Here is a 23,117-nt window from a genome sequence, read left to right as displayed (position 1 = left end):
AAACTTAAACGGCGCGTTTAACCTGTTCATCCAGCAGTTGTGGAAAGGTATCGGCAGAATCTGCAGAAAGTTTACGTCTTTTTACGGCACGTGATGGCGGCTGGCACAGGCTGCAAACAAAGCTGCCTACCGGCTGATGCGCGTGGTTGATAAAGCTCCCACCACAGCACTTGCAGTCAGACAATTCCAGCATGCCACTTTCAACGAATCGCACCAGGGTCCAGGCGCGCGTCAGCGCCAACAGCGGGCCCTCGTCCGATTGCGGACACTGCTCAAGATACAAACGGTAAGCCTTGATCACCGCTTCCACACCATTGCTCAAGCCGGTTTTCAGCAGGAACTGCCAGGCATTGCAGAACATCGAGGAGTGAATATTTTGTTCCCAGGTCATGAACCAATCGGTTGAGAATGGCAGCATGCCTTTCGGTGGCGGTGCACCGCGTAACTCTTTATATAACTTAATCAGGCGACCACGGCTGAGTTGCGTTTCGCTCTCCAGCATTTGCAGTCGTGCGCCCAAAGTAATCAGCTCCATTGCCAGCTGAATATCGCGCGCTTCCTGAACAATACTTTTTTCGGTCATTAAACGGCCCTCTTCTTCGCAGAGACGTCATCTTTCGACGCATTCCGCAGTAAGCGGCTGGATAATAAAATACCGGTGTGGATTTGCTGCAAATCATCCACGCGTGACTCTTGAGTCAGACGATTAATATGGTTGTGGTCGGTAAAACGGAACTGGCAAACCAATTGGTTGGTTTCCGCTAATTTTACCATCTCAGGTAGAGTTAATTGTGACAATGCATCTGCCATCGATTCATCGATGCCTAAACGAAACATTGCTGAAGCTTTTTCCTGGTTAATTAAACGCTGAGCAAGAAGCAAATATGACAGATTGATGTCATATATATGTTTTAGTAATTCTGATGTACCCATTTTTTTCCATCCTGATAGTCGCGACATATATACGGCCACAGAATTAAAGGTTCTATGGTTCGGGTTGCTGGTTGGTAAATCTAAAGATGGCAAAAAATAATCAGGCATACGCCAACGTGCACTGAACGTTTCCTATTTTCGGTGGAAATCGTTCCAGTAGAGTCAAAACTCCAGGCCATTCTTTGCTTGAGTTGTAACCATCTTCCGTGACGTCTGCTTACAGTTTTTTAAGACTAATCTGAAAACAAGGCAAATCTATATCGTCTGATTTCTACATACAACGTGAGTGGTGCGAAATTTTAGATAAAGTGTGATCTACGTCACACTTTTAAGGCAAATTTTTTCGCCAAAGCTTCAGCTTCGCTTTTCTGTTGTCTATTTTTTGCACAAAAATCGTTTATTTCATTAATATTTCATCGCGTAAGCGCCCATTTTAGGCTGTGTGGTGGATTGTCATTACTACGCGATCAGTTATCTGCTTTGTTGGCTTTAGTCTGCTATAAGCCACTTTCTTGAGGATCAATGGCAGCATAAAACTCTAAAACAGGCTAAATTTATCTGCTTCTAAATTAATCACTTACAGGGAATATTCCCCAGAGGCACTAACATCAAGCTGCTAGCGAAGCGTGAAGAGTGGGCGCAGCGCGCCTGGGAACTGTTAGGGCATTGTAGGGAGTGTTTAGGGTGCGGCAGGGGATGTAACAGAGCGTTACATTAGCAGAATGAATGAATTGGCGAAATTACGGTTTGCTACGCGATAACTATCGGCGTGCCAGTCGTAATCTTTAGGGTTGCGATGAAAAAAAGCTTTTTTGCGGGTTCGATAGCGCACTTTTTAACCCATTCGTGCGATTTTTCTTCTGGATGAGCGGGTTAGCGCGTTAAGAAATGAAATCGATTTCGTGCAGTTATTGTGGCGCGTGAAAACGCTGCGCAGTGAGTGAGTGAATTTGGTCAGCAGAATGGCGATCATGCGGGAGTTTGGCATTGGGTCACCATAAATGGCGACTCTACGAAGTGATGGGAATTTGGTCGCCAAACAATGGCGACCGTGAAGGGAATTAGGCTAATTTCGGAAAGGTGGCGACTTTATTTGCCGTGCCATGATCGTCGCTGCGTACCGGCAAGGTATTGAGGTCTTTAAGGAAGCTCTCGCGCCAGTGAGAAATATCCTGCTTGCGCAACACCGCCATCATATCGTTATAACGCGAGATACGTTCGGTGCGCGGCATGGTCAACGCGCGATCCAGCGCCGCTGCGACTTCATCGCGATCGTACGGATTGACGATCAACGCCGACGTCAATTCCTGCGCCGCACCGGCAAAGCGCGACAGCACCAGCACGCCGGGATTATCCGGGTCCTGCGCTGCCACATACTCTTTCGCCACCAAATTCATGCCATCGCGTAATGGCGTTATCAGGCCAACATTGGTCAGACGGAAGATCTTCATTAACAGGCGGCGGTCGAAATGCTGATTGAGATAATAGAGCGGCGTCCAACCCAGCGTGCCGTATTTGCCGTTAATGCGCCCCGCTTCCGTTTCCAGCTGATGACGAATGTCCTGATACGCCTGCACGTCGCCACGTGAAGTCGGCGCGATTTGCGAGTAGCGAATTTTGCCGCGGTGCTGCGGGAAATTCGCCAGCAAGGCTTCGTATGCCAGGAAACGTTCCGGCAAGCCTTTTGAGTAATCCAGACGTTCACAGGCGATGATGTTCTGCAAATCGCCCAGATCGCGCTTCATCGCCGCCATCTTCGGTGGCAACGGCCCTTCCGCCATCTCTTTAATGGTGTCCGGCTCAATGCCAATCGGATAGACCTCGGTCATAAATGTATTGCCAAAGGCGCGATGCTTCTTCTCACCTTTGTTCTGCAACTGCGTCAGTTGGCTCAGGCTATCAAGGAAGGCCACGCGATCGGATTCTGTCTGGAAACCCATGAGATCATAGTCGCACAGCATTTCCAGCAGCTCCTGATGAGGCGGCAATGCATTGAAGATCTCGGGCGTTGGGAACGGGATATGCAGAAAGAATCCGATGCGGTTATTGATACCCAATTTGCGCAACTCGGCGGCAAACGGCAGCAGATGATAATCGTGAATCCACAATACATCGTCAGGTTTGAGCAGCGGTTTCAGGCGCTGCGCCAGCAAGGTATTGACGCGGCAGTAACCGTCCCAAGCTTCGCGCTGGAACTGCACCAGGTCGAGGCGATAGTGGAAAGCTGGCCAAATAACGGTGTTCGAGAATTGCAGGTAATACTGATCGTAATCGTTTTGATTCAGTGGCAGCGATGCGTAGGTAATTCCGTCTTTTTCGACCTGCGTGAGTTCTTCATCCTCTTCTTCACCTGAGAACTCGCTGATCTCTCCGTTCCAGCCAAACCATAATCCTCCGGTGTCACGCAGTGCATCCAAAATGCCTACGGCAAGCCCACCTGCGCTCGCCTTGCTACCATCGGGAATCGCGATACGGTTAGATACGACGACTAAACGACTCATAACCTAAACTCCTTACCAACATTTTCATGTTCTAGTTGTAATAATAGTTGTTCGAGCCAGTGCCATACGTCTTCAACGTCGTTGAGGCGATAATGCGCATGGCTGGCCCCTTCACCGACTTTGACAGATATTCCCTGCATCGCGTTCACCGCGAGAAACCCTTTTTCGTCTGTCAGGTCGTCACCCACAAATACCGGAATGCGTCCGATAAATGGCGCTTCCTGCATAAACTCACGTACCGCGGCACCTTTATCGATACCTTGCGGTTTCAGTTCCACCACACATTTGCCGGGCTGCATCGCCAATTCGGGAAAGCGTGCCACCGCATCTTCTGCCAGTTGCATGATGGCGTTTTCATATTCCGGCGCGTTGCGATAGTGCAGCGCAAACGCCATGCCCTTCACTTCCAGCAGCGTGTTCGGCCATTGGTCTAAGGTCTGCTGCAATTCTGTTTGCAGGGTTTGTGCGATATCGCCCGGCAGGCTGTGACGATGCAAGCGCCCCGTGGCATCACGCCGTTCGGCACCGTGCACACCGGCGGCGGGCGCTTCAAGTGGCGCAACTAAAGCGTCGAGTTGCGCAATCGGCCGGCCGGATACCAGCGCCAATGCGCCGTGGCTAAGATTGGAGATTTGTTGCAGACGTTGACGCACCGAGGCGGGAATGGAAACTGATTCGGGCTGCGATTGAATCGCGGCCAGTGTGCCATCGACATCAAAAAAGAAGGCATAAAGTCCGCCGCTTAACGACGGTAACGTACTGTTCTGATTAACCGCGGGGGTCACGACTCTCCTCCTGTATCCTGGGCTTTAGCTCTCAGGATGCTCGGAGTCAGACTGCGTAATGCTGCGTACAGTGAGATTTTGCCAATAACATGCTGTTTTGCTGCGAAACTCTCCACAAGCCAACAAGATAATCGCTCACACAGCAACCTGACTGCGAACATCGTCAGTATTAAGTGTAGACGCAGATCACGATTTTGCCAGACGGGCTTGGTTTAGTGGGCGTTAAAGTTAGATTTTCGGGCGCTTCGAGTGGAAAAAAAATCTTGTGAGGCGTTTCACACGCTTCGCTTAATTTCACCACTCTACGGCATCGGGAGATTTCCCAGATTAAGTCGGCTTGCATCAATGTTGATGATTGGCATATGGTTCGTCTACCGCGCGGTTACAGCGCGGAATTAGGGCGCTTCAGAGCAAAAATCAGCGCTTTTAGATGACTTTCGGCAGGAATCCGGCAAATGGAAAACCGATCAACCTCACATTTTTATCATGTTGTGGCGGGTGAAAAACGATGATCCCGAATAGCTACAGCCAGCGCGTTCACTTCTATTACTGCATTCTGGTTGCGCTGAAAATCAATGCGAAAACCAAGAAGTCGGGCGGCGTGCGCGGCAAGAATAACTTTCTGCTTAAATGGCTGCGTAACGCGCAGAACAACACCATATTCCCACCGGATATCACCAGCGAGATCGAATGGCTGCGTGGCAAGATCATTAGCTCAGGACCAGATACCGATCTCGAGCCGATGCTGCAATATGTCTATGACACTGCGAAACGCGCCGAATCGATGCGCTTAGGTTTGTGATGTTAATGCCGGTTTGCCGGCTTTTTCCTGCGTAGTTCTACCTATTCCCTTGCGTAATCAACCTAATATTTTCCCAATTTAGCTTTTCATATGATTCGTCACCAGGAACGCTCGCGCTCCGTTTATCCCACTGACGAAGAGAATGGATTCATATGAAAATTAAAGCATTATGCAGCACCTTAGCCTTAATGATGACCGCCGGTTCCGCGGTGGCTGACGAAGGCTATTACGGCTCGGCCAAATATCTGCAAAACCAGCAAAACGCCAAAGAGATGAACACCAGCTCACGCCCTGGCGTCGGCCAGTTTGTTGCCGGTAATGAGAAAGCCCACCAAGCCACCGCCGCACTGGCGCTAGGCTATCAATGGGGCAACGGCTGGCGCACCGAGGGTGAATACACCTTTGCGCAAGGCGCAGAATTCACCAGCGGCTCCTCCACTTTTGCTACCAGCTACAACCACCTGCAAACCGATGTGCAGCGCCTGATGTTTAACGTCTATCGTGATTATGATTTGGGCTACAACCTTTCGCTGTACGGCACCGCCGGTTTGGGTGTGAGCCAGATTAAAGCGGGCGGCTGGCAAGGTGTGGTATCGCGTGAGTACGCATCCAGCACGCAAAATAACCTGACTTATAGCCTCGGCGCGGGCATCAGCTATACGCCAATTGAGCGCGTTTCAATCGACCTTGGTTACCGCTACGTGGATATGGGTAAAATTGAGAGCGGTTACAATAACTTCGTTAACGCACGCGGTTTGAAAGATGAGCAGATGAAAGCGCATCTGGTTGAAAATCAATTCACGCTGGGCGCACGCTACTTGTTCTGATGCACGGTATTTAAAGCAATAACACCCGCATCCCAGATCGCCCGCATCGTAGTGGCGCGATTTATCGCACTGTGTTGATCTTTTAAAATCAACTGAACGCGATAAATCGCGCCGCTACGAAATGTGCAAGTATTAACCCACGCAAATCCCAACTCCAGCCAATTGGAAACAGCGCTTTTATTGAGGCAACGCAATATCTGCATGTTAGTTACGCCGTAAATCTAGATGCGGTTAAAAACATCCTATCTTGATGAATTTAATCGAAAAAACTTAAATCTGGCATCTACGTGAAGGTAATTAACATGATTAACAGAATGATCCTCAATGAAACCGCCTACTTTGGCGCTGGCGCGATTAATTCGATCGTCGATGAGATCCACAAACGCGGTTATTCCAAAGCCTTAGTGGTCACCGACAAAGATTTAATCAAATTTTCGGTAGCGACGCGCATCACCGATCTGTTGGCGCAGCATGACCTGAGTTTTGAGATTTATGATGCGGTGATCCCTAATCCCACGGTGGATGTGGTGCATGCCGGCGTTGAGGCTTTTCGCCGTTCGGGCGCAGATTATCTGATTGCCGTCGGTGGCGGCTCGCCGCAGGACACCTGCAAAGCCATCGGCATGATGATCGCTAACCCGGAATTTAGCGATGTGCGCATGCTGGAAGGCGGTGCCGCCACACGCAATCCCTCTGTGCCGATCATCGCCGTGCCAACCACTTCTGGCACCGCCGCCGAAGTCACCATCAATTACGTCATCACCGACGAAGAGAAGAAGCGCAAATTCGTTTGCTACGATCCGCATGACATTCCAGCGATTGCCATCATCGATCCCGAGATGATGGCCAGCATGCCAGCCAGCCTCAAAGCCGCGACCGGCGTTGATGCCCTCACCCACGCGATTGAAGGATTTATCACGCGCGGCGCATGGGAAATGACTGACATGTTCCATCTCAAGGCGATTGAAATCATCGGCCGTTCGCTGCGTGACTCGGTCAAAGGCGTACCTGCGGGCGTAGCGGACATGGCGTTGGGCCAATACATTGCTGGCATGGGCTTCTCCAATGTTGGTCTGGGTTTGGTGCACGGCATGGCGCATCCGCTGGGTGCTTTTTATGGCACCGCGCACGGTATCGCCAATGCGGTGCTGCTGCCGCACATCATGGCATTCAATGCTGAATTTACCGGCGAGAAATACCGGGATATCGCGCATGCATTAGGCGTGAAAGGCGCTTATAGCTGTTCATTAGGCGAAGCATGCACGCTGGCAATCAATGCGGTGGTGGCGTTAAACCGCGATATCGGCATCCCGCTGCGCTTGCGTGATATTGGTATGCAAGAGGATGATGCGCCGGCATTGGCGGCGGCGGCATTTGCCGATGTTTGTACTGGCGGCAACCCGCGTGATTGCAACGTAGAGATGATCACCGCGTTATATCGCGAACTGTTCTGATTACCTGCCAGAAAGCAGCCAGTGATGAATTTGGCTGCTTTTTTCTGCGACAGATTAATCTGGAAACTCCACGATATTACTGATTATCCGTCAGCTTAAACCGGCTAATTCTCTGGCTGTGCCATACTGCCTGCACGTTAATTATGCAGGATCGTACGCTTATGTTTCGATTTATAACCTCTCTGTTTGGCAGCCCCGAAGCATTAATGCAGGTGATGACGCGCCAGGATATTAAAGAATCTATTCAGGAGGGTGACCGGATTATTATCGATGAAGACGGTAACGCTTCGGTTAATCCGTTAAGTCCCGAAGTACAGCGCGATTTTGCCGCACACATCCATACGCTGAAGGATATCTAATGGGCACCGCAATATTCATGGTCATGATGGTATGCGGCTATTGGTATACCAGTCGCGACATGTCGAGCCGCTTAAAAATCAAACGTTCATTTGGCTGGGATGTATATTTTCTCATCGCTTTATACGGTTGCATTTTCGTGTTGCAAGGTGTGCTGGCAACCGGGATTATTTGGCTATTGTTGCTGTTTGCCTCAGGAGTAAATAACGCCTTTGCGCTCTATTCTTCCGAGAATGTGCATTGGAACGTCGATTTCATGACCTGGAGCTTCCTCGGTATTCAAGCGCCAGTGGTGTTGATGCTGGCTTTTGCCATTTTGTTTTGTATGTATCGATCCAATTGGGCTGGCAGCGCGCGGCTTACCGCAGGCAGCCGCAAAGAACTCTATCAATATCTTTCACGTTCCAATGGCATTGAGCAATTGCTACTGCAATGCATGGAAGAAGGCCAATTAGCGTGGGTAACACTGAAATCCCGACGCATTTATATCGGCATGATTCATGCGGCCACCTTTGAGCATGCCAGCACCGCCAATATCGTGCTGATTCCGATGCTCAGCGGCTATCGCGATGCGCGCACCTTAAATCTGGCAATCGAGCATAATTACAGCCAGTGGTATCACAACCACAATATTAATTTTTCTTCATCGCCTAAGAGCGCGTTGGAATTTCGAAAAGTGATTATGGTGCATCAGATTGAGAGTTTATCGCTGTTCGATCCTGCCAGCGCCAGCGCATTAGCCATTGGTAATCAAAGCGGCGGAAGAAGAAGATGGCATCGAAAATCATTAACGCTGAAATGAAGGTTAATTAACGCTGCGCTTATTCAGCCGTTATTTAAGCGAAGCGCGAGAAAAAACTATCGCCACCTTATTCACTGTGTCAGACTGTATATATATACAAGTCCCGGAGGTGGCGTGAGAGATGATAACGGTTTAACGTCGGACCTTTATGCAATAATAGGCCAGGCTGTTGCGGAATTTATCAGGGAAGAACGCAGTTTTAAAGCGCATGATATTTCATTATCGCTGCACGCTATAAAATCAAAAAGTAAGGATGAGGAGTTGCGGCACCTATGCGATGCCGCAATGCGTTTGCTGGCTGATTTGATGCATTAATTATCGTGTGAAATATCGCACTTTCACGCATCGTCTGGCGTATAACCCACTACGATTTCGAGGGTACGGCGCAAGATATCCGCTTCGCCTTCATTACTCGTGGATTCCAGCGCCATGATCAGCCAGAGAATAATCGATTTATTACTTACGCGCCCTTCTGTCGCCAATACTTCACGAATGACTTTCGATAATATCGCCGCTTCGTTTCTTAACGTATTGTCTGCCGTGCGAAAATGCTCTGCCAACTCGGTGTCAGGCAGCGCAGAATAAAGATCATGGTTTTCCAGCATGATTCCAGTCCCGAAATAATAGCGATACGCTCAATTGTTTTTAACGCCAGCCTAACGATCAATGCTTGCGGTTGCTGCCTGAATTATCTTGATTGCCAAACAGTTGCAGGACGTTATCGGCGGAAGGCTGTTCTTCACGGCGCTTCTTCCCGGCCAGAATACTGTCTCGCACATCATTGATGGCAGCGATAACGGCTGCACGCTGCTCATTATCGCTGCTTTGCTCTTTCATCAGCATCAGCTGGTCAATCAACGCTTGGGTATTCACTGGGCCAGACAGCTTTAGCAGCGTCAGCGCGGCTTCCCCAATAATTTCATCGATTATTTTCTGCTGTTCACTTCTATTCATAACGAGTTATTCATTTCAGAGTAAATGTCGCGCAATACAACCGGGACTTTGCATCAGTTATCACGCTCAAATAATAGACCAATAAGTTGATGGTAATGATGTTCTTCTTCTGCGTTAGCCGCGATTTCCAGACGACGTAGCAGTTTGGTGCAGAGCGATTTGCGGTTGAGATTACGTCCTTCACGCAGGATTTCAACCACAATTTGTCCCAGGGTTTCCTGCTGTGACGGTAAAGAAGCTTTGCTGAAGTAGTTGGCAATGGCCTCGACTGAACTCGGCGTATATCCATTCTGACGCATAGTTGACCCCAAATAAGTTAATCAGCTGTCAGGCAAAGTGGCCTGGTTAAAGTTGTACAAGTATTAGAAACCTGTACAGGGAGCATAATGAAGTTTTTCCGCGCATTTTTGTTGCAAAAAGTGCTACCGATGCGCAATTAGGAAAACGAGAAGCCGATAGTTTCCGAAAACGTCTTGCTCAGCGCTCAGAGTTCACGTTGGACGATTGGGTTTTGCCGCACAACGCGCTATGGTGTCTGACCCTAAGAATCAAACGATTATGTTTAATAATAAGAACGTAGAAAGGATGTCTGGCATGGAGTTCACCATACGCAAAGCTCGGGCAGAAGATGCAGATTTGCTGCACCTGTTGGGCCGCATGACCTACAGCGCGCATTTCAAACATATGTGGGTTTCCGCAGAAGAACTGGATGCCTTTATTGACAAAGAGTACGGCCTTGTCGAGCTGAATAGCAGCCTGGCAGCACCGAATGAGAGCTGGCTGATCGCTGAAACCGATAAGCCGGTGGGATTCGCTAAAGTGACATGGAACACGCCGGTGCCAGATTCAGGTATGTCCGGTGCGTTGCTGAATAAGCTGTACTTGAATCCCGAAGAGACCGGCAAAAATTACGGCCGCTGGATGTTCGAGAGCATCATAAATGAGGCGCGAGACAAGCACGAAGGCTATCTGTGGCTGGAAGTGCTGGGCGATAATGTCCGTGCGCGCAAATTCTATGAAGCGTTTGGTATGCAGCATATTAAAGACATCCCGTTTGTTACGGCTTCGCAAACGAGCGTGATCAATATAATGGGGATGGTGATTTAGCTTTTAAGATAATGAGCGACAAGCATAGCTGAGATTCGGTGGTCCTTGTCGCTCATTTATAATTAGAATAGAAATGTTTTCCATCTGAATGTTATATCAGATGAATCAAACCTACCAATCCAGGAGACCCGTTTTACAAATCTCACCTTTCCAGGTCGAATCTTTTCCGTTTGATGGTGTGATATTTTTTACTGTAATGGAATAATCACCAACAATAATATCGTAATCATTGTTAGGCTGCGGATAAAACAGCGCGGACATCTCTTTATTGAACGAGCCATAGGTATGATTTTCAGTATAATAACGAACCACACTCAGTTTTTGCAGTGGCTTAATACTGTACTCTTTTACCACTAATCCTTTGATATCATTTGATGGAGTCATCCCTGATACTTTCTTGCCACCAGAAGTAGGAACCCCCATTATCGCCAGTGCTGAAGTGAGTCTCTTTTCGGAAACTTTCTTGTAGCATCCATCCTTCATTTCATACGTTCGAATAACCGTATTTCCTTCGTCAGAAATCCTGATATGCGCCGCATCTGCACCATTATATTCATCAGGTGTTGATCGGAAACTCATGGTGCAACCAGAGAGAACGATAGTGGAGATTGTTACAACTAAACATCCGAATAATTTATTCATCTTAATATCCATATTAGAAGCCTTCATTAAAAATCACTTATAATTAATTATATAAATTTAGATGATCACCCCCTACCTCTCTCATTATCTTTCGTTAAAAACTTGACAATGATTATTCCTTCTCTCAGTTTAATAATAAAACCAGCTCATTTTCATGATTTCTTTTCCCAACAACTCTTAATCACAATTCATATCAGCCAATGAGCTCAGTATTTATTATTGCATTCCATAATAAATATAATATAATAAACTCATAAAACTTTCTATATCTCATCTTCTGATGATAATATCTAATGCCCCACAGGCTTTAAATAACCATTTAAGAGAACCAGACATAAAAGGCGAATCAAGAACAGTAACCTCCATTAAAAAGTGACTATCATTTAGCGGCGCATCAAATAAGACCACATTCCACCAATATCATTCTCGTTCATTTGGCTCTAGCCAGGATAACCATGATGCGAGCGTCCATCTATCGTCTTCAGAGGCTTCTTTGATTTTTTCGTCATAAGATAATGTGCTCCATTTGTGAGCCTGTTCTCTTTTCTCATCTTCTGAGAGTTCTGGCAAACAGCACTCAATAAATCTGGGTGGAAGAACATTTGACCATTCATTTAATGAAAGCCATTTTCCCGTTGAGTAATTATTAACGATTATCATCACTTCTTTTGCTAATTCTAATACAGACTGAGTATCATTGCTGGAAACGACAAATCTAGCAATCCCGACGCCCGTAACCTGATCCGTTGGTTGTGGAGGGTTTATTAATCTTTCTCTTTCCAAAAGCAGCTGATTAATTCGTTCATTATTTACTTGCATCTTTTCCTGTCCCCTGAATGATTTCGTCTTGCAATTCTTTCAGTATTGCTGCCGCAGAACTTATCTCTGGTCTAATCTTTCAATGCTAGGGACTTGTTTCAAAATCGCGCGGACTTTGTTGTTGCGTAGAGTATTTAAAACTTTCTGTAGTAAAAAAACCATAAAATAAAACCAATCAATACCCCAGAAAGCCCCACCTTAAAATAGCTAAATAATTTATCAGTGATAAAAGAGAGTATATCATATCCACCACCAGTCCAGTAACCAAGTAAACTGAATGACATTGTGATAATGAACAGTACAATGAAAAGGACTGAGCATAAATAAACTAAAGCAATGATAGATTTATATTTACCATTCATCATTGTCCCTCCATTTTTCTTTTAAGTGCTTTATTCATTCCCTCTGTAAATCCTCCAGAAGCGGCAGCGTTCCCCGAATTACCTAAGATTGAAGGTAAAGAATTTTGTGGTGCTGGTTTAGTAATCGTCCACACGCCAGTCGGAACCCATTCGTACTGTTTTGACACAGGATTAAATATCTTATCCGCTGGAATTTTAAGTATGTTACCAGCAGCATAACCCGTTGCGGCCCCCGTCTTACTGAGAAGCGCTCCTAAGAACGGATCGTCACCTTTAAGTTCAGCTTGGTAATACCCCCCAACCGCATTCCATGCCACTGTTGGGTTATAGCTCTTACCCGCCGTAATCGCACCTATAACACCAGCACCAATAACATCCGACAGTTTCACCTCACCATGCACACCATATTGAATAACAGCACTCCCAGCTGCCGATGCACCTGCGGCAATTAACAGCTCTTTTCCATTAGTTACTGTATTGGTAACGAGTGCTTTTCCTCCCAAGACAAATACCGGCCATGACGATGGGCTGGAAACGACATCTAGTATCCGATCACCCATTGTAATATTTTCTTGCAGAAACTTCAGGTCTGTACCGTTGAGATAATTCACCAGAGCCACCGTACTAGGGTCCTTAAGCTTCTCATCAAGCCTAATCTGGGAAGGGTGTGCGTCTTTGGCAACGTTGGTTGCTCCTTGGATCAGCTCTTCCCAAGTAACACAGGCTACACCGCCGCCTGTACAAGCATCGATGAGCTCTCGACTGTTTTTGTTGCTCATTTCAATGTACTTTTCAACCACCCACGTACAATCTCCGCCTTTCGCTTTACACTCAGACAGTTCTTTATCTAGCTGTCGTGCTTCACTTGAACTTAGATAGTTATTCTCAACCGTCGTCTTACCCGACTGCGCAGCCGCCACCGCATCCGCGCTGCTGTCGCCAGCCAGCCCGCCGGCTAATCCCGCCGCCAGTGTGGACAGCGCGCTGACCGTCTGTTTCTCCGTCTCGCTCAGTTCGCTGACCGGTTTGCCGTAAGCACTGACCGCAATCATCGCCGTCATCTCTGCCGTGGCGGCACCGGCGGCGCCAACCAGCGCGCTGTTGCCCTGCGCTGCCGCTAACGCCGCATTTACCGCCGCGTGCGCCAGCACTTTTCCAGCGGGGGCCAGCCCGCTGCTGCCAATGATGTTCGCAATATACGGTGCCGAGCCGCCCGCCAGCGCTTTCGCCAGGTCGCCGCCAGCCAGCCCCTGCACCGCCGCCGTGGCCGCAGATATCGCGCGCTGCACCTTGCCGCCGGTACCAAAGTCGCTGTCGGCGAACGCCTGATTGTAGAAGTTGCTGTAAACCTGCTTGTTAACGTCGTCGTCGCTGTACTGCTTCGACGGGTCTTTAGCCTTCAGTTCTGCCAGCGCCTTCTCGCGGTCCTTCTGCGTTGCGCCCGACATTTTTTCATTGGCGACTTTTGTCGCTTCTATCTGCCCCTGCGTTCTGGCGATATCGCCGACCTGCACGCCAATCTCGCCAATCTTCTGCGCTTCCGCCAGCCGCTGCTGTTCTTTCTCCTTGTCGAAGATTTTACCCAGCGCCTGGTTGGCGTGCTCAGCGTCGCGGCTCAGCTCATCCACGTTCTGCTGCTGGTTCTCTTTATCACGGATGACGATAGTGCCCGCGCTCACCGCCGCTTTGGTGGTCGAGCTGCCGCTGCCGCTGCTGTTCGCCCCAACCAGCAGGCCGTTTGCCATGTTGCCCGCGAACTGTCCGCCGATGCTGCCGCCCGAGCTTATCCCCACGCTCTGGTGCTCGACCTCATACTCTGCCTGGTTGTGGAGGTTGCTCCAGCCCAGCGTGCCGGTGTCGAGCCGGTTCTTATCCGCCGTTGCCGTCGAGCCGATGACCGCGCCGTCCAGCTGCGTGTGCCCGCCAACCTTCACGTCAAAGCCGCCGCCCGCGCTGCCGTTCTGCTGGTTCGATGTGAAGATAGGCGACTGAGTAACAATGTAAAAATCTTGCCTCGGTAGCCGGAATATACCTTTTTGAATCTAACGATATTGTTGAGGGATATTATTTAACTGCTCATCTAAAGACCATCCAATAGGTTTCTCCTTGTCTTTGAACCAGATTGCGCCTTTTTCAAGCCATTTCTCTCTGTATCTTTTTAATGCATGAAGATTCATGTCTTCATAACCAAATTCAACACCACAACAATCACATATTTCAAAGCTAGGAGTTAAACCATCTTCGCCCCAAGGTGGATCTAATTGTTCTGCGCCACACACTCTGCATATATTAAGTTCATTACTATTGCGCATTAAAGTACTCCAAATTTGTTTTAAATCCATGATCGGCAGGGTCTGGTCTAAACATGGTTTTTGGCACCCCATCGACCGTTTTCACAGCAAAGGTATTTGTCTGAGGGTTATATAATACTGTTTCACCATTAGCGCGTACTTTCGACAACGTTCCCTGTGGTGGGTTATTGACAAAACTATGGGTAGCTTCGACATATTGTTTGGAGTTTTGGAGCTCAGGAAACTCCTGTTTATGTTTGTCCCAATGCCCGTAAGCATTAGATACAGGTTCTTTTTTCTTGGTTTCAGTCCAAATCTGAGTGTCTTTAGCTTTAGCGGAGATCTGCTTACTGCTTTCATTTATCAGTCTTGATGCTTCGGCAAGATCTCCTTTCTTAAGCGCCGTTGCAGCTGCCTTGATAGCCTTGCCTGCAACATCACCCGCTCCAGGTACTAATCCGACCATTGCCACAAGGTAATCAAGTTTAGTTTCTGCTTCCTTGAAACTCTTTATGTCACCGATGATCGGCACAAAATCCAGTCCGGCCAGCCCCGCACCTGCCAGCAATTCATCACGATGCGCATTCATTTTAGCACCGCAGGCTTCGGCACTCATTCCGGCACAGTTTTGAGCCTTGAATTCCTCAGTAACCTTCACCAGTGCATCCTGCGCTTTCTGATACTTCTCTTCCTGTGACATTCCCGAGGCTTTGTTCTCAGCAATATCACTCAGCGCATTATTCTCAACCGTCGTCTTACCCGACTGCGCAGCCGCCACCGTGTCCGCGTTACTATCGCCAATCAGTCCACCCGCTAACCCCGCCGCCAGTGTGGCCAGCGCGCTGACCGTTTGCTTCTCATCTTCACTCAATTCACTAGCTGATTTGCCGTAATAGGACTTCGCGATCATCCCAACCGCTTCACCCACCGCAGCCCCTGCCGCGCTCGCGGCTACGTTGTCGCCTTTAGCTAGCGCCAGTGCTGCATTTACTGTCGCATGCGCCATCAGATTGGCGGCAACATTATCTTCACCGACAGTACTCTTTATGACGTTGGCCAGATACGGCGCAGAACCACCCGCCAGCGCTTTCGCCAGGTCGCCGCCAGCCAGCCCCTGCACTGCCGCCGTGGCCGCAGATATCGCGCGCTGCACCTTGCCGCCGGTACCAAAGTCGCTGTCGGCAAACGCCTGATTGTAGAAGTTGTTGTAAACCTGTTTGTTAACGTCGTCGTCGCTGTACTGCTTCGATGGGTCTTTAGCCTTCAGTTCTGCCAGCGCCTTCTCGCGGTCCTTCTGCGTTGCGCCCGACATTTTTTCATTGGCGACTTTTGTCGCTTCTATCTGCCCCTGCGTTCTGGCGATATCGCCGACCTGCACGCCAATCTCGCCAATCTTCTGCGCTTCCGCCAGCCGCTGCTGCTCTTTCTCTTTGTCGAAGATTTTGCCCAGCGTCTGATTGGCGTGTTCAGCGTCGCGGCTCAGCTCATCCACGTTCTGTTGCTGATTCTCTTGGTCGCGGATGATGATAGTGCCCGCGCTTACCGCCGCTTTGGTGGTCGAGCTGTCGCTGCCGCTGCTGTTCGCCCCAACCAGCAGCCCGTTTGCCATGTTGCCGGCGAACTGTCCGCCGATGTTCCCTCCCGAGCTTATCCCCACGCTCTGGTGCTCAACCTCGTACTCCGCCTGGTTGTGGAGGTTGCTCCAGCCCAGCGTGCCGGTATCGAGCCGGTTCTTATCCGCCGTTGCCGTCGAGCCGATGACCGCGCCGTCCAGTTGCGTGTGCCCGCCGACCTTCACGTCGAAGCCGCCGCTGCCGGCGAAGATGCCGGTCTGCTCCTGCACCGAGCTCCACGTGCTGTGCATTTTGTCGCGGCTCAGGTTCACTGAACCGCTGCCGCCGCCCATGCTGATGCTGCCGCCCGCGCTGGCGTTCTGCTGCTTCGAGTCGTAGTTGTCGGTGTCCTGCTCGCTGCGCATCGTCAGGTTACGGCCCACGTCCAGCGCCACCTGATTACCGCTCAGCTGCGCGCCGGTCAGCGTGGTGTCACGCCCGCTGCTGATGTTCACCTTGTTTCCGGCGTTAACCGTGGTTTCGTTGTGCGTGGTGCCGCTGCCGTTCTCGCTGCCCTTACCTTTGTTAACGCTGGCATTCAGCGACAGCCCGTTCGCGCCCTGGCCGAAGTTGATGCCGACGCCGATTGAGCCGCCCTGGCTTTCGTTTTTGCCGTCGAGGCGCTGGCTGTCCTGCGACGAACTCAGATTCACGTCACGCGCCGCGCTCAGGTTCACGTCTTTGCCCGCCTGTAATTGCGCGCCCTGAATGTTGACGTCGGTTTTGCTGGCGTTGATGGTCAGATTATTGCCCGCCGTCAGCTGGCTGCCCTGATGCTGGCTCTGTGTCAGCGTCTGCTCGGATTTCGACGACTGGCTGCCGTAAGACAGGTTCACGCCAATCACGCTGCCTTCGCTGCCGCCCGCCTCCGCCAGCGAGTTCGCCTGATACGCCTGGACGCCGCCCAGTGCCGCTTTCATGCCGTCCAGCGCCGCCAGACGTCCGCTGGTCTGCTTGCTGGCATCGTTTGCCGTGCTGACCGCAGTGTTAATCGCGCTACCCACCGTGCCGGACAGCGCCAGCGTTAACCCGCTCTGTTTCTGCTCCACCGTGTGTTTCTGCGTGCTCTGATTCTCCGCTGCAAGGATATTCACCTCGCTGCCGCTCAGGCTGAGATCTTTACCTGCCAGCACATCCGAGCCTTTCACCGTCAGATTATTGCCCGCGCTCAGGCTGACATTGCCAGCGGTGCTGCCCACCGTGCTGCCTGCGCTGCTGTGGGTTACTGCGTCGTCGCCGGTTTTCAGCGAACTTTGCCCTACCGTGAAGCCGATGCCGCCGGTACCTGACAGCCCGCTTTTCTTCTCGGTGCGCAGGTGGTTTTCCTGCCGCGTTTCATCCGCCGTGGTCAGCGTCAAATCGCGCCCCGCCGCCAATGCTACGTCCTGGGTGCCGACCACACTGCTGCCGCTGACCGTCAGATCACGGCCTGCCTGCATCGTCACACTGTCGCCACTCAGGCTGCTGCCTATCGCGCTTTGGCTTTGCACCTCGTCGTGGGTAGTTACGGATTTCTTCGATAGCATACCGCCGCTGCTCTGGTGGCTGTTCTCGGTCAGATGGTACGCCGCGTTGCCGCTGCTGAGGTTGATGTCGTTGCCCGCCGACAGGCTCAGAGCGTCCTGCGCGGTGACTGTCGCCGCTTTGGCATTGATGTCGTTGCCTGCCGACAGTGACACATTGCCACCACCATTAATCTGGCTACCGACGTCGTTTCTTTGCGACAGCGTACGGTCGTTGCCACCGCCCCAGTCGCCGCGCTCGCTGCTGGTGGTGGTGAGCGTATTCAGGTTGAGATCGTTGCCAGCGATGATCTGCGTGTTGCTGCCCGCGCCGCTGTTGCTGATTTGCGACGCCGTTAGGTTGATGTCGTGCAATGCCTGCAAGCCAAGCGTGCCGCTATCGTTCTGTACGTAAATGCCTGCTGGACGGTCAAAGGTAATGTTGCCCACGCTACCGCCCAGCGTACTGATGCTGTTGAGGTCGCGACCGGCAATCGCTGTTAGGCTACTGCCGCCCTGCAAGGTACCGCCGATGTTATTGATGTCGGTGCGCGCCCGCAAATCAACTTTGTCGCCGCCAATAAAACCACTGTTGTTGAGATTATCCGCCGTGAGTTGCGTTACGCTGCGGCCGTTGATATGCCCGCTGTTAGTTAGATCGTTGTAGACGTTGAGCGACACCGCGTTGCCTGCCAGCAACGCGCCGCTGCCATCCACGTCACCGGCTTTCACCCGCGCATACAGTTGTGGCACCAGCACCTGCTGCGTGCTGCCATCAGGCAAGGTCACGGTTTGCGCCACCAGCCACACCATGTCGCTGGTGAGCAACGCCATTTGTTGTGCCGACAGCGCCACGCCGAGGGTTAATCCGTACTTTTTGCCGAAGGCGACACCCGCATCCATCAATGCCTGATATTGCGATTCGTCGTTGCTGTAGCCGCTGAGATAGCGATTACCGCTCACGGCAATCACCTGCTGGCGAATTAGCTGTTGTTCATAGTAGCCATCGCCAAGGCGGCGCAGCACATGGTTCGGATCCTGCGTGAACTGGTTCTGCATGTAATCGCTGCCCAGCCACTGTTTGTTATTGGTGAAACGTGGATCGGTCTCGACCAAATACGCCGCATCATTGCCCGGATGAATAGTAAACAGGCTGCTGTCCGGCAAGGTTGTATTGGCACCAATGGCGCGAATCACCGTGTTATTGCCATCGCTGCCTGGCTGGACGATCTCCACAATCTGCCCCGGCGGCGGCGTAATTGCCGTTTGGCCGGTATCCGCCGAAATCGCACCTGCATCGATGATTTTCACCGTGGTGCCCGTGGTGTCGCGATCGCCGATGGCGGTGCCGCTGCCGTTCACCGGCGCGTTACCCTGCCAGCGCATCGTTTGCAGATCGATGGTTTGATAAATCACATCGGGCGCATAGTTGCTGGTGTCTTTACCCTGCGAGGTTTTGGTTCCACCCAAGCCACCACCGGATTTTTTCGCATACCAGCGGATTTGCTTGCCGATGTCGGTGATCACCCGCTCACCCATCGTGGCAATGTTGTTCAGTTCGCCGATCACGCCACTCAGCAAACCGCCCGCCACAATGCGGCTGTCGTGATTGTTCACCTGATTGCTGGTGATGGTCAGATTGCCACCGGCGATAAACTGGCCCGGATCGCTCTCTTTGACCTGGGTTTCAGTGACGGTGCGCTGATATTGGTATTCATAAAACTCGTTGCCGCGCGTGCCATCCGGCATGATCGCATCATGCACTCCATATTTGTTTTTGTAGCTGGTATCCACATCCGCCCAGTCAAAACGGTTTACCGCGCCCTTCAGCACTGCTTCGTGATGTGATGATTGCTCAACCACCACGGTTTCCGTCACCAAATGATCGTTGACGTTATTGATCTGGCCGATGTTGAGGTTCATATCACCGGCGGATTCCAGCGTGGCGCTGTGGTTATTGAACACCGAGCCTTGCGCGCTGGCGTGCCAGTTGCCGTCAAGCAGGCCGCCAATCGCCAGATCGCCGCCGCTGTAAATCAGCGCGTGATCGCGGTTGTTCAACGTTTGCATGCCGATATCCAGCCGATCGCGTGCGGCAATGGTTGCCGCCGTGCCGTTTTCAGCGAGGTTGTTCAACGTGTTGGCCTGCAACGCAATGTGATCACCGTACAAGCGTCCGCTGCCGAGGTTGGTCAGTGATGCGGCGGTGATATGCGTCAAACCTCCATCAAACAGGCCACGGTTGGTGACATCCCCGCTGATCAGCAGGTGGTTTTCATTGGCGCTGATTTCGGCCGGTTGTTGGTTATCGAGGCTGCCCGCGTTAAGGGTTAGCACCCCGCCCGCACGCATCAACGATTGATTGACCAATCCTTGTCCATTGAGGTTAAAGGTCAGATTACCGTTGGCGATCACCTCTCCCTGGTTGAAAAACGCCTGCTGTAAATTGAGCGACAACGCATCTTGCGACAACACGCGCCCATCGCCGCTTAAGCGGTTGGCATTGAGATCAAATGTTGAGCCGCCAATCAAGGTGCCGCCGGTGTTGCTCAACGCCAGCGATTTACCGCCGTTGATGGCTAATGCCGCCCCTGACGACACCAAACCGCTGCGGTTATCTAGCGACGTGGCGCTGTTGATCGCCAGCCGATGGGTGGCGCGAATGGCGCCATTACTGTTGTCGATCACATCACTATTCAGCGTGACAGATTGGCCTTCCACGCCAAGGTTGTCGCCTTGCGTATTGCTGTTGTGCAGTTGCGCGCTGCTTAATAGCAGGCTTTGGCCGCTACGCATCAATCCGCTGCTGTTATCGATAGTGGCAGCGTTGATCAACGCGTTGCCGGCGATTTGCAACTGACCGCCAATATTGTTCAGCGCGCCCGTTGTCAGTTGTGCATCGCCCGCCGCCGCAATAACGCCGTTGCTGTTATCAAGCTGCTGGCCTTGGCTATCCAGCTGCAATGCACCAGAGCTCAGCAGTTGTCCCGCGCTGTTGAGCAACGCGCCGGTAAGCAGCGTCAGCGTTTGTCCGGCGCTGAAGACGCCGCCCAGATTGGTCAATGCATTGCCTTGCGTGTCCACCGCTAACACGCGGCCCGCCTGCACTTTGCCGCTCTGATTATTGATGGCGTAACTGCGCAGATTGATCGCCGCATCGCTCGCCAGCGTACCTTGCTGATTGTTGAAGGCGTGTCCTGTTAGCGTTGCATCGCCACTCGTCGCGATAAATCCGCTGCTGTTGTCGATATTACCGGCGTTAAGCAACAAGCTGCCGCCGCTAACAATGCCGCCATTACTGCCGCTGTTGCGGTTATTCAGGTCACCCGTTTGCACATCCAGCGCCATCGCGCTGCCGGATTGCAGCAAACCGCCCTGATTGTTCAACCCCACACTGGTCAGCGACAGCGCACCCGCCGCCGCGATCACGCCTTGCTGGTTGTTCAGCAAACTGCGTGATTCGATGTGCATCGAACCTTGTTGTCCGGCGATCAGTTGCCCGCTTTGGTTATCCAGGCTGCCAGCATTGATATTCAAATCACCGTTGCTGGCAATTTTTCCGCCCTGGTTATCCAGCGCACCCGCCACCGTGACCGTCGTCGCGCCGTCGCCGGTTTGAATCATCTTGCCCTGGCGATGCGACAGTGAATCCGCATTGATACTCAACTGTTTCGCCTGCGTGGTGGCATTATCCAGCAGCAGTTTGCCGCCACTCATTTGCATCTTGCCGTTGCTGAGAATCGAACCCTGGATGCCGTTCAGCTGTGAGGCGAAGATGGCTAAGTCGCCGCTGCCGAGGTGCAGCATCGAACCTTGCTGGTTATCGAAAATCGCGGTGTTCAGCGTGAAATTGCGACTGTTACTGGCGAGCGTGCCGCTGGCGTTATTGATGCCGTCGGCAAACGTCAGTTGCAGATCGTTGGCGCCCAGCTGCTGCACGGTGCCGCGCTGATTGAGCAAAGTACGTCCGCTGAGATCCAACGTGTCGGCAGAGATTTTGCCCGCGTTATTATTGATCGTGCCTTTGCTGGCAAGCGTGAGTTTACGCGTCGCTGCCACGGTGGCATTGGCAGTGCTCACGTCACCGCTGTTGGCGCGCAAAGTGATGTCTTTCGCTTGCGTCTGGCTGCCGCTGAAGTTGGCGTTGCTGCCGCTGGTCACCAACTGTTCCGCCGCCAGCGCCTGACCGCTTACGTTCAGTTCGCCCTGGCTGTTGAGGGTCAAATTGCCCGCCGCTCCCAGCGATCCATCCTGTTTGACGCCAGCCGCCAGCGTGCCGGTGCTGTTAATCGCCGCCGCCGTCAAGGTAGCGTGCTGGCTGGCGGCGATGGTGCCGCTGTTGCTGATGCTGCCATCGGCATTGACGACCACGTCGCCCGCCGATGCGCCGATAGTCCCCGCGTTGTGCACGCCGACACCTTTCTCGGTGCCCAGCAAGCGGATTTTGTTGGCGTACATGCCGCCCAGCGCGGCGACATCAATGGCGACGCCCGGTGCGCTGCTGCCGTCTGCGGCTTTCGCGTTGACCACGTTATGATCGGCATCGACGCTGTTACGCCCGGCGGTGACGTTGAGTTCATTAGCCCAAATACCCGCGTTAACGCTCACCGCGCGCGCGATCAAATCCGTGCTGTCCTGCTGGCGCGAATCCATGCCCGCGCCCTGCACCACGATCTCGCCTTTATTCACGTCGTAACCGCTGATCACGCCGTTATTCATCTGCACCTGGCCGGTGGTTAAGGTGGCGCGATTGGCATTAATAAAGCCACAGCCGTTACAGGTAATGCCGGATGGGTTGGCAATCACCACCTGCGCACGCTGGCCAGCCACTTCAACAAAACCGTTGAGTTGGCTGATATTGGCGGAATTGACTTCATTGAGGATGACTTTCGCTTCACCACGCGCCAGATTCGGGTTGCCGCTGATCATTCCCGCCAGCTGCGATTGGCTGTTGCCGTGCGCGTTATTGAGCACTACGCCGCGTTTATCGACATCAAACTGGCTGTAAACATTGCGCGAAACCCCGCCGCTGCTTGGGGTTTGGATGTTGATCTGCGGCGTGCCGTTGGCGGAATTGATGATGGTGGCTTGTTGATTGCCCGGCGCGCTGCCATCGGCCACTACCGCGGCTTGCGTGACGATGCTGACGCAGCCTAATGACATTAACAGCGCAAATTGCAGCGTAGAGAGCGCGCTAATGCGGCGACGCGAAGCATGACCGAGACCGGAAGATGGCGATAATGACGCCTGGCCGCAGCCAGCAATATCGGGTACCACCATCAACATGCCACGTGCTTTGTTAAACACCACGCGATAGAAATTCTTGTTCATTCAGCATCCTTACTTAACAGATCAACAGCGCGGCA

At 51.8% G+C, this 23,117-nt stretch carries 18 protein-coding genes and 1 pseudogene; 7 read left to right on the top strand and 12 right to left on the bottom strand.

The features are described from left to right. Positions 1-4: 4 nt before the first annotated feature. The 4 genes from flhC to otsB form a co-directional block, all read right to left on the bottom strand. Entirely contained in the window at positions 5-583 is a 579-nt protein-coding gene (gene flhC / locus ABDW13_RS15710) for a flagellar transcriptional regulator FlhC (protein WP_034821849.1), read from the bottom strand. After that, positions 583-933, bottom strand: a complete 351-nt coding sequence (flhD, locus tag ABDW13_RS15705) for a flagellar transcriptional regulator FlhD (protein WP_008102850.1) — start codon at positions 931-933, stop codon at positions 583-585. The genes flhC and flhD overlap by 1 nt, the downstream gene beginning before the upstream one ends. A 1,061-nt stretch (positions 934-1,994) precedes the next feature. Beyond that, a complete protein-coding gene (gene otsA, locus ABDW13_RS15700; RefSeq protein ID WP_343553492.1) occupies positions 1,995-3,434 on the bottom strand; it encodes an alpha,alpha-trehalose-phosphate synthase in 1,440 nt (479 codons plus the stop codon). Further along, the gene (otsB, locus tag ABDW13_RS15695) at positions 3,431-4,219 is read right to left on the bottom strand and encodes a trehalose-phosphatase (RefSeq protein ID WP_343553491.1); all 789 of its coding nucleotides are present in this window, start codon (positions 4,217-4,219) and stop codon (positions 3,431-3,433) included. Before otsB ends, otsA begins: the two co-directional genes overlap by 4 nt. Before the next feature lie 511 nt (positions 4,220-4,730). On the opposite strand from otsB, the gene ABDW13_RS15690 reads away from it, so the two are divergent. The 6 genes from ABDW13_RS15690 (at position 4,731) to ABDW13_RS15665 (ending at position 8,776) form a co-directional block, all read left to right on the top strand. Beyond that, on the top strand, positions 4,731-5,021 hold the full coding sequence (locus ABDW13_RS15690; RefSeq protein WP_343553493.1) for a hypothetical protein: 291 nt from the start codon (positions 4,731-4,733) through the stop codon (positions 5,019-5,021). A 152-nt stretch (positions 5,022-5,173) separates the two neighbouring features. Then, positions 5,174-5,848 (top strand): outer membrane beta-barrel protein, encoded by a 675-nt coding sequence (locus tag ABDW13_RS15685; protein WP_343553490.1) that lies wholly within the window; start codon positions 5,174-5,176, stop codon positions 5,846-5,848. Positions 5,849-6,150: 302 nt separating this feature from the next. Beyond that, a complete protein-coding gene (gene fucO, locus ABDW13_RS15680; protein ID WP_343553489.1) occupies positions 6,151-7,302 on the top strand; it encodes a lactaldehyde reductase in 1,152 nt (383 codons plus the stop codon). 161 nt (positions 7,303-7,463) lie between these two features. Then, positions 7,464-7,661 (top strand): hypothetical protein, encoded by a 198-nt coding sequence (locus ABDW13_RS15675; protein ID WP_343553488.1) that lies wholly within the window; start codon positions 7,464-7,466, stop codon positions 7,659-7,661. Further along, the gene (locus ABDW13_RS15670; RefSeq protein ID WP_343553487.1) at positions 7,661-8,461 is read left to right on the top strand and encodes a hypothetical protein; all 801 of its coding nucleotides are present in this window, start codon (positions 7,661-7,663) and stop codon (positions 8,459-8,461) included. The genes ABDW13_RS15675 and ABDW13_RS15670 overlap by 1 nt, the downstream gene beginning before the upstream one ends. Positions 8,462-8,575: 114 nt before the next feature. Continuing rightward, positions 8,576-8,776, top strand: coding sequence for a hypothetical protein (locus ABDW13_RS15665; RefSeq protein WP_343553486.1), 201 nt, complete (start codon positions 8,576-8,578; stop codon positions 8,774-8,776). A 23-nt stretch (positions 8,777-8,799) separates the two neighbouring features. On the opposite strand, the gene ABDW13_RS15660 is transcribed toward ABDW13_RS15665, so the two are convergent. Genes ABDW13_RS15660 through ycgZ form a run of 3 tightly spaced genes read right to left on the bottom strand, consistent with a single transcriptional unit; the run spans position 8,800 to position 9,714 of the window. Further along, complete coding sequence (locus ABDW13_RS15660) at positions 8,800-9,066, bottom strand: biofilm development regulator YmgB/AriR family protein (protein ID WP_343553485.1); 267 nt, start codon at positions 9,064-9,066, stop codon at positions 8,800-8,802. 58 nt (positions 9,067-9,124) lie between these two features. After that, on the bottom strand, positions 9,125-9,415 hold the full coding sequence (locus tag ABDW13_RS15655) for a hypothetical protein (protein WP_343553484.1): 291 nt from the start codon (positions 9,413-9,415) through the stop codon (positions 9,125-9,127). A 53-nt stretch (positions 9,416-9,468) separates the two neighbouring features. Continuing rightward, positions 9,469-9,714 (bottom strand): regulatory protein YcgZ, encoded by a 246-nt coding sequence (gene ycgZ, locus ABDW13_RS15650; protein ID WP_343553483.1) that lies wholly within the window; start codon positions 9,712-9,714, stop codon positions 9,469-9,471. A gap of 295 nt (positions 9,715-10,009) precedes the next feature. Between ycgZ and ABDW13_RS15645 the strand changes: the two genes are divergently transcribed. Beyond that, entirely contained in the window at positions 10,010-10,522 is a 513-nt protein-coding gene (locus ABDW13_RS15645) for a GNAT family N-acetyltransferase (protein WP_343553482.1), read from the top strand. Between the two features lie 111 nt (positions 10,523-10,633). Here ABDW13_RS15645 and ABDW13_RS15640 read toward each other — a convergent pair whose 3' ends face one another. The 5 genes and pseudogenes from ABDW13_RS15640 to ABDW13_RS15620 form a co-directional block, all read right to left on the bottom strand. Further along, positions 10,634-11,164, bottom strand: a complete 531-nt coding sequence (locus ABDW13_RS15640) for a hypothetical protein (protein WP_343553481.1) — start codon at positions 11,162-11,164, stop codon at positions 10,634-10,636. A 420-nt stretch (positions 11,165-11,584) separates the two neighbouring features. After that, positions 11,585-11,983, bottom strand: coding sequence for a hypothetical protein (locus ABDW13_RS15635; protein ID WP_343553480.1), 399 nt, complete (start codon positions 11,981-11,983; stop codon positions 11,585-11,587). 361 nt (positions 11,984-12,344) lie between these two features. Continuing rightward, positions 12,345-14,291: pseudogene (locus ABDW13_RS15630) on the bottom strand (VENN motif pre-toxin domain-containing protein); the annotation flags it as partial. Between the two features lie 96 nt (positions 14,292-14,387). Further along, a complete protein-coding gene (locus tag ABDW13_RS15625) occupies positions 14,388-14,657 on the bottom strand; it encodes a hypothetical protein (RefSeq protein WP_343553479.1) in 270 nt (89 codons plus the stop codon). Continuing rightward, on the bottom strand, positions 14,647-23,082 hold the full coding sequence (locus ABDW13_RS15620; RefSeq protein ID WP_343553478.1) for a hemagglutinin repeat-containing protein: 8,436 nt from the start codon (positions 23,080-23,082) through the stop codon (positions 14,647-14,649). Before ABDW13_RS15620 ends, ABDW13_RS15625 begins: the two co-directional genes overlap by 11 nt. Positions 23,083-23,117 lie beyond the last annotated feature (35 nt).

It is taken from the genome of Pantoea sp. (assembly GCF_039594315.1).
GTDB lineage: Bacteria > Pseudomonadota > Gammaproteobacteria > Enterobacterales > Enterobacteriaceae > Pantoea.
Note: the sequence above shows the minus strand (reverse complement) of the source record. Positions and strands in the feature narration are given on the sequence as shown.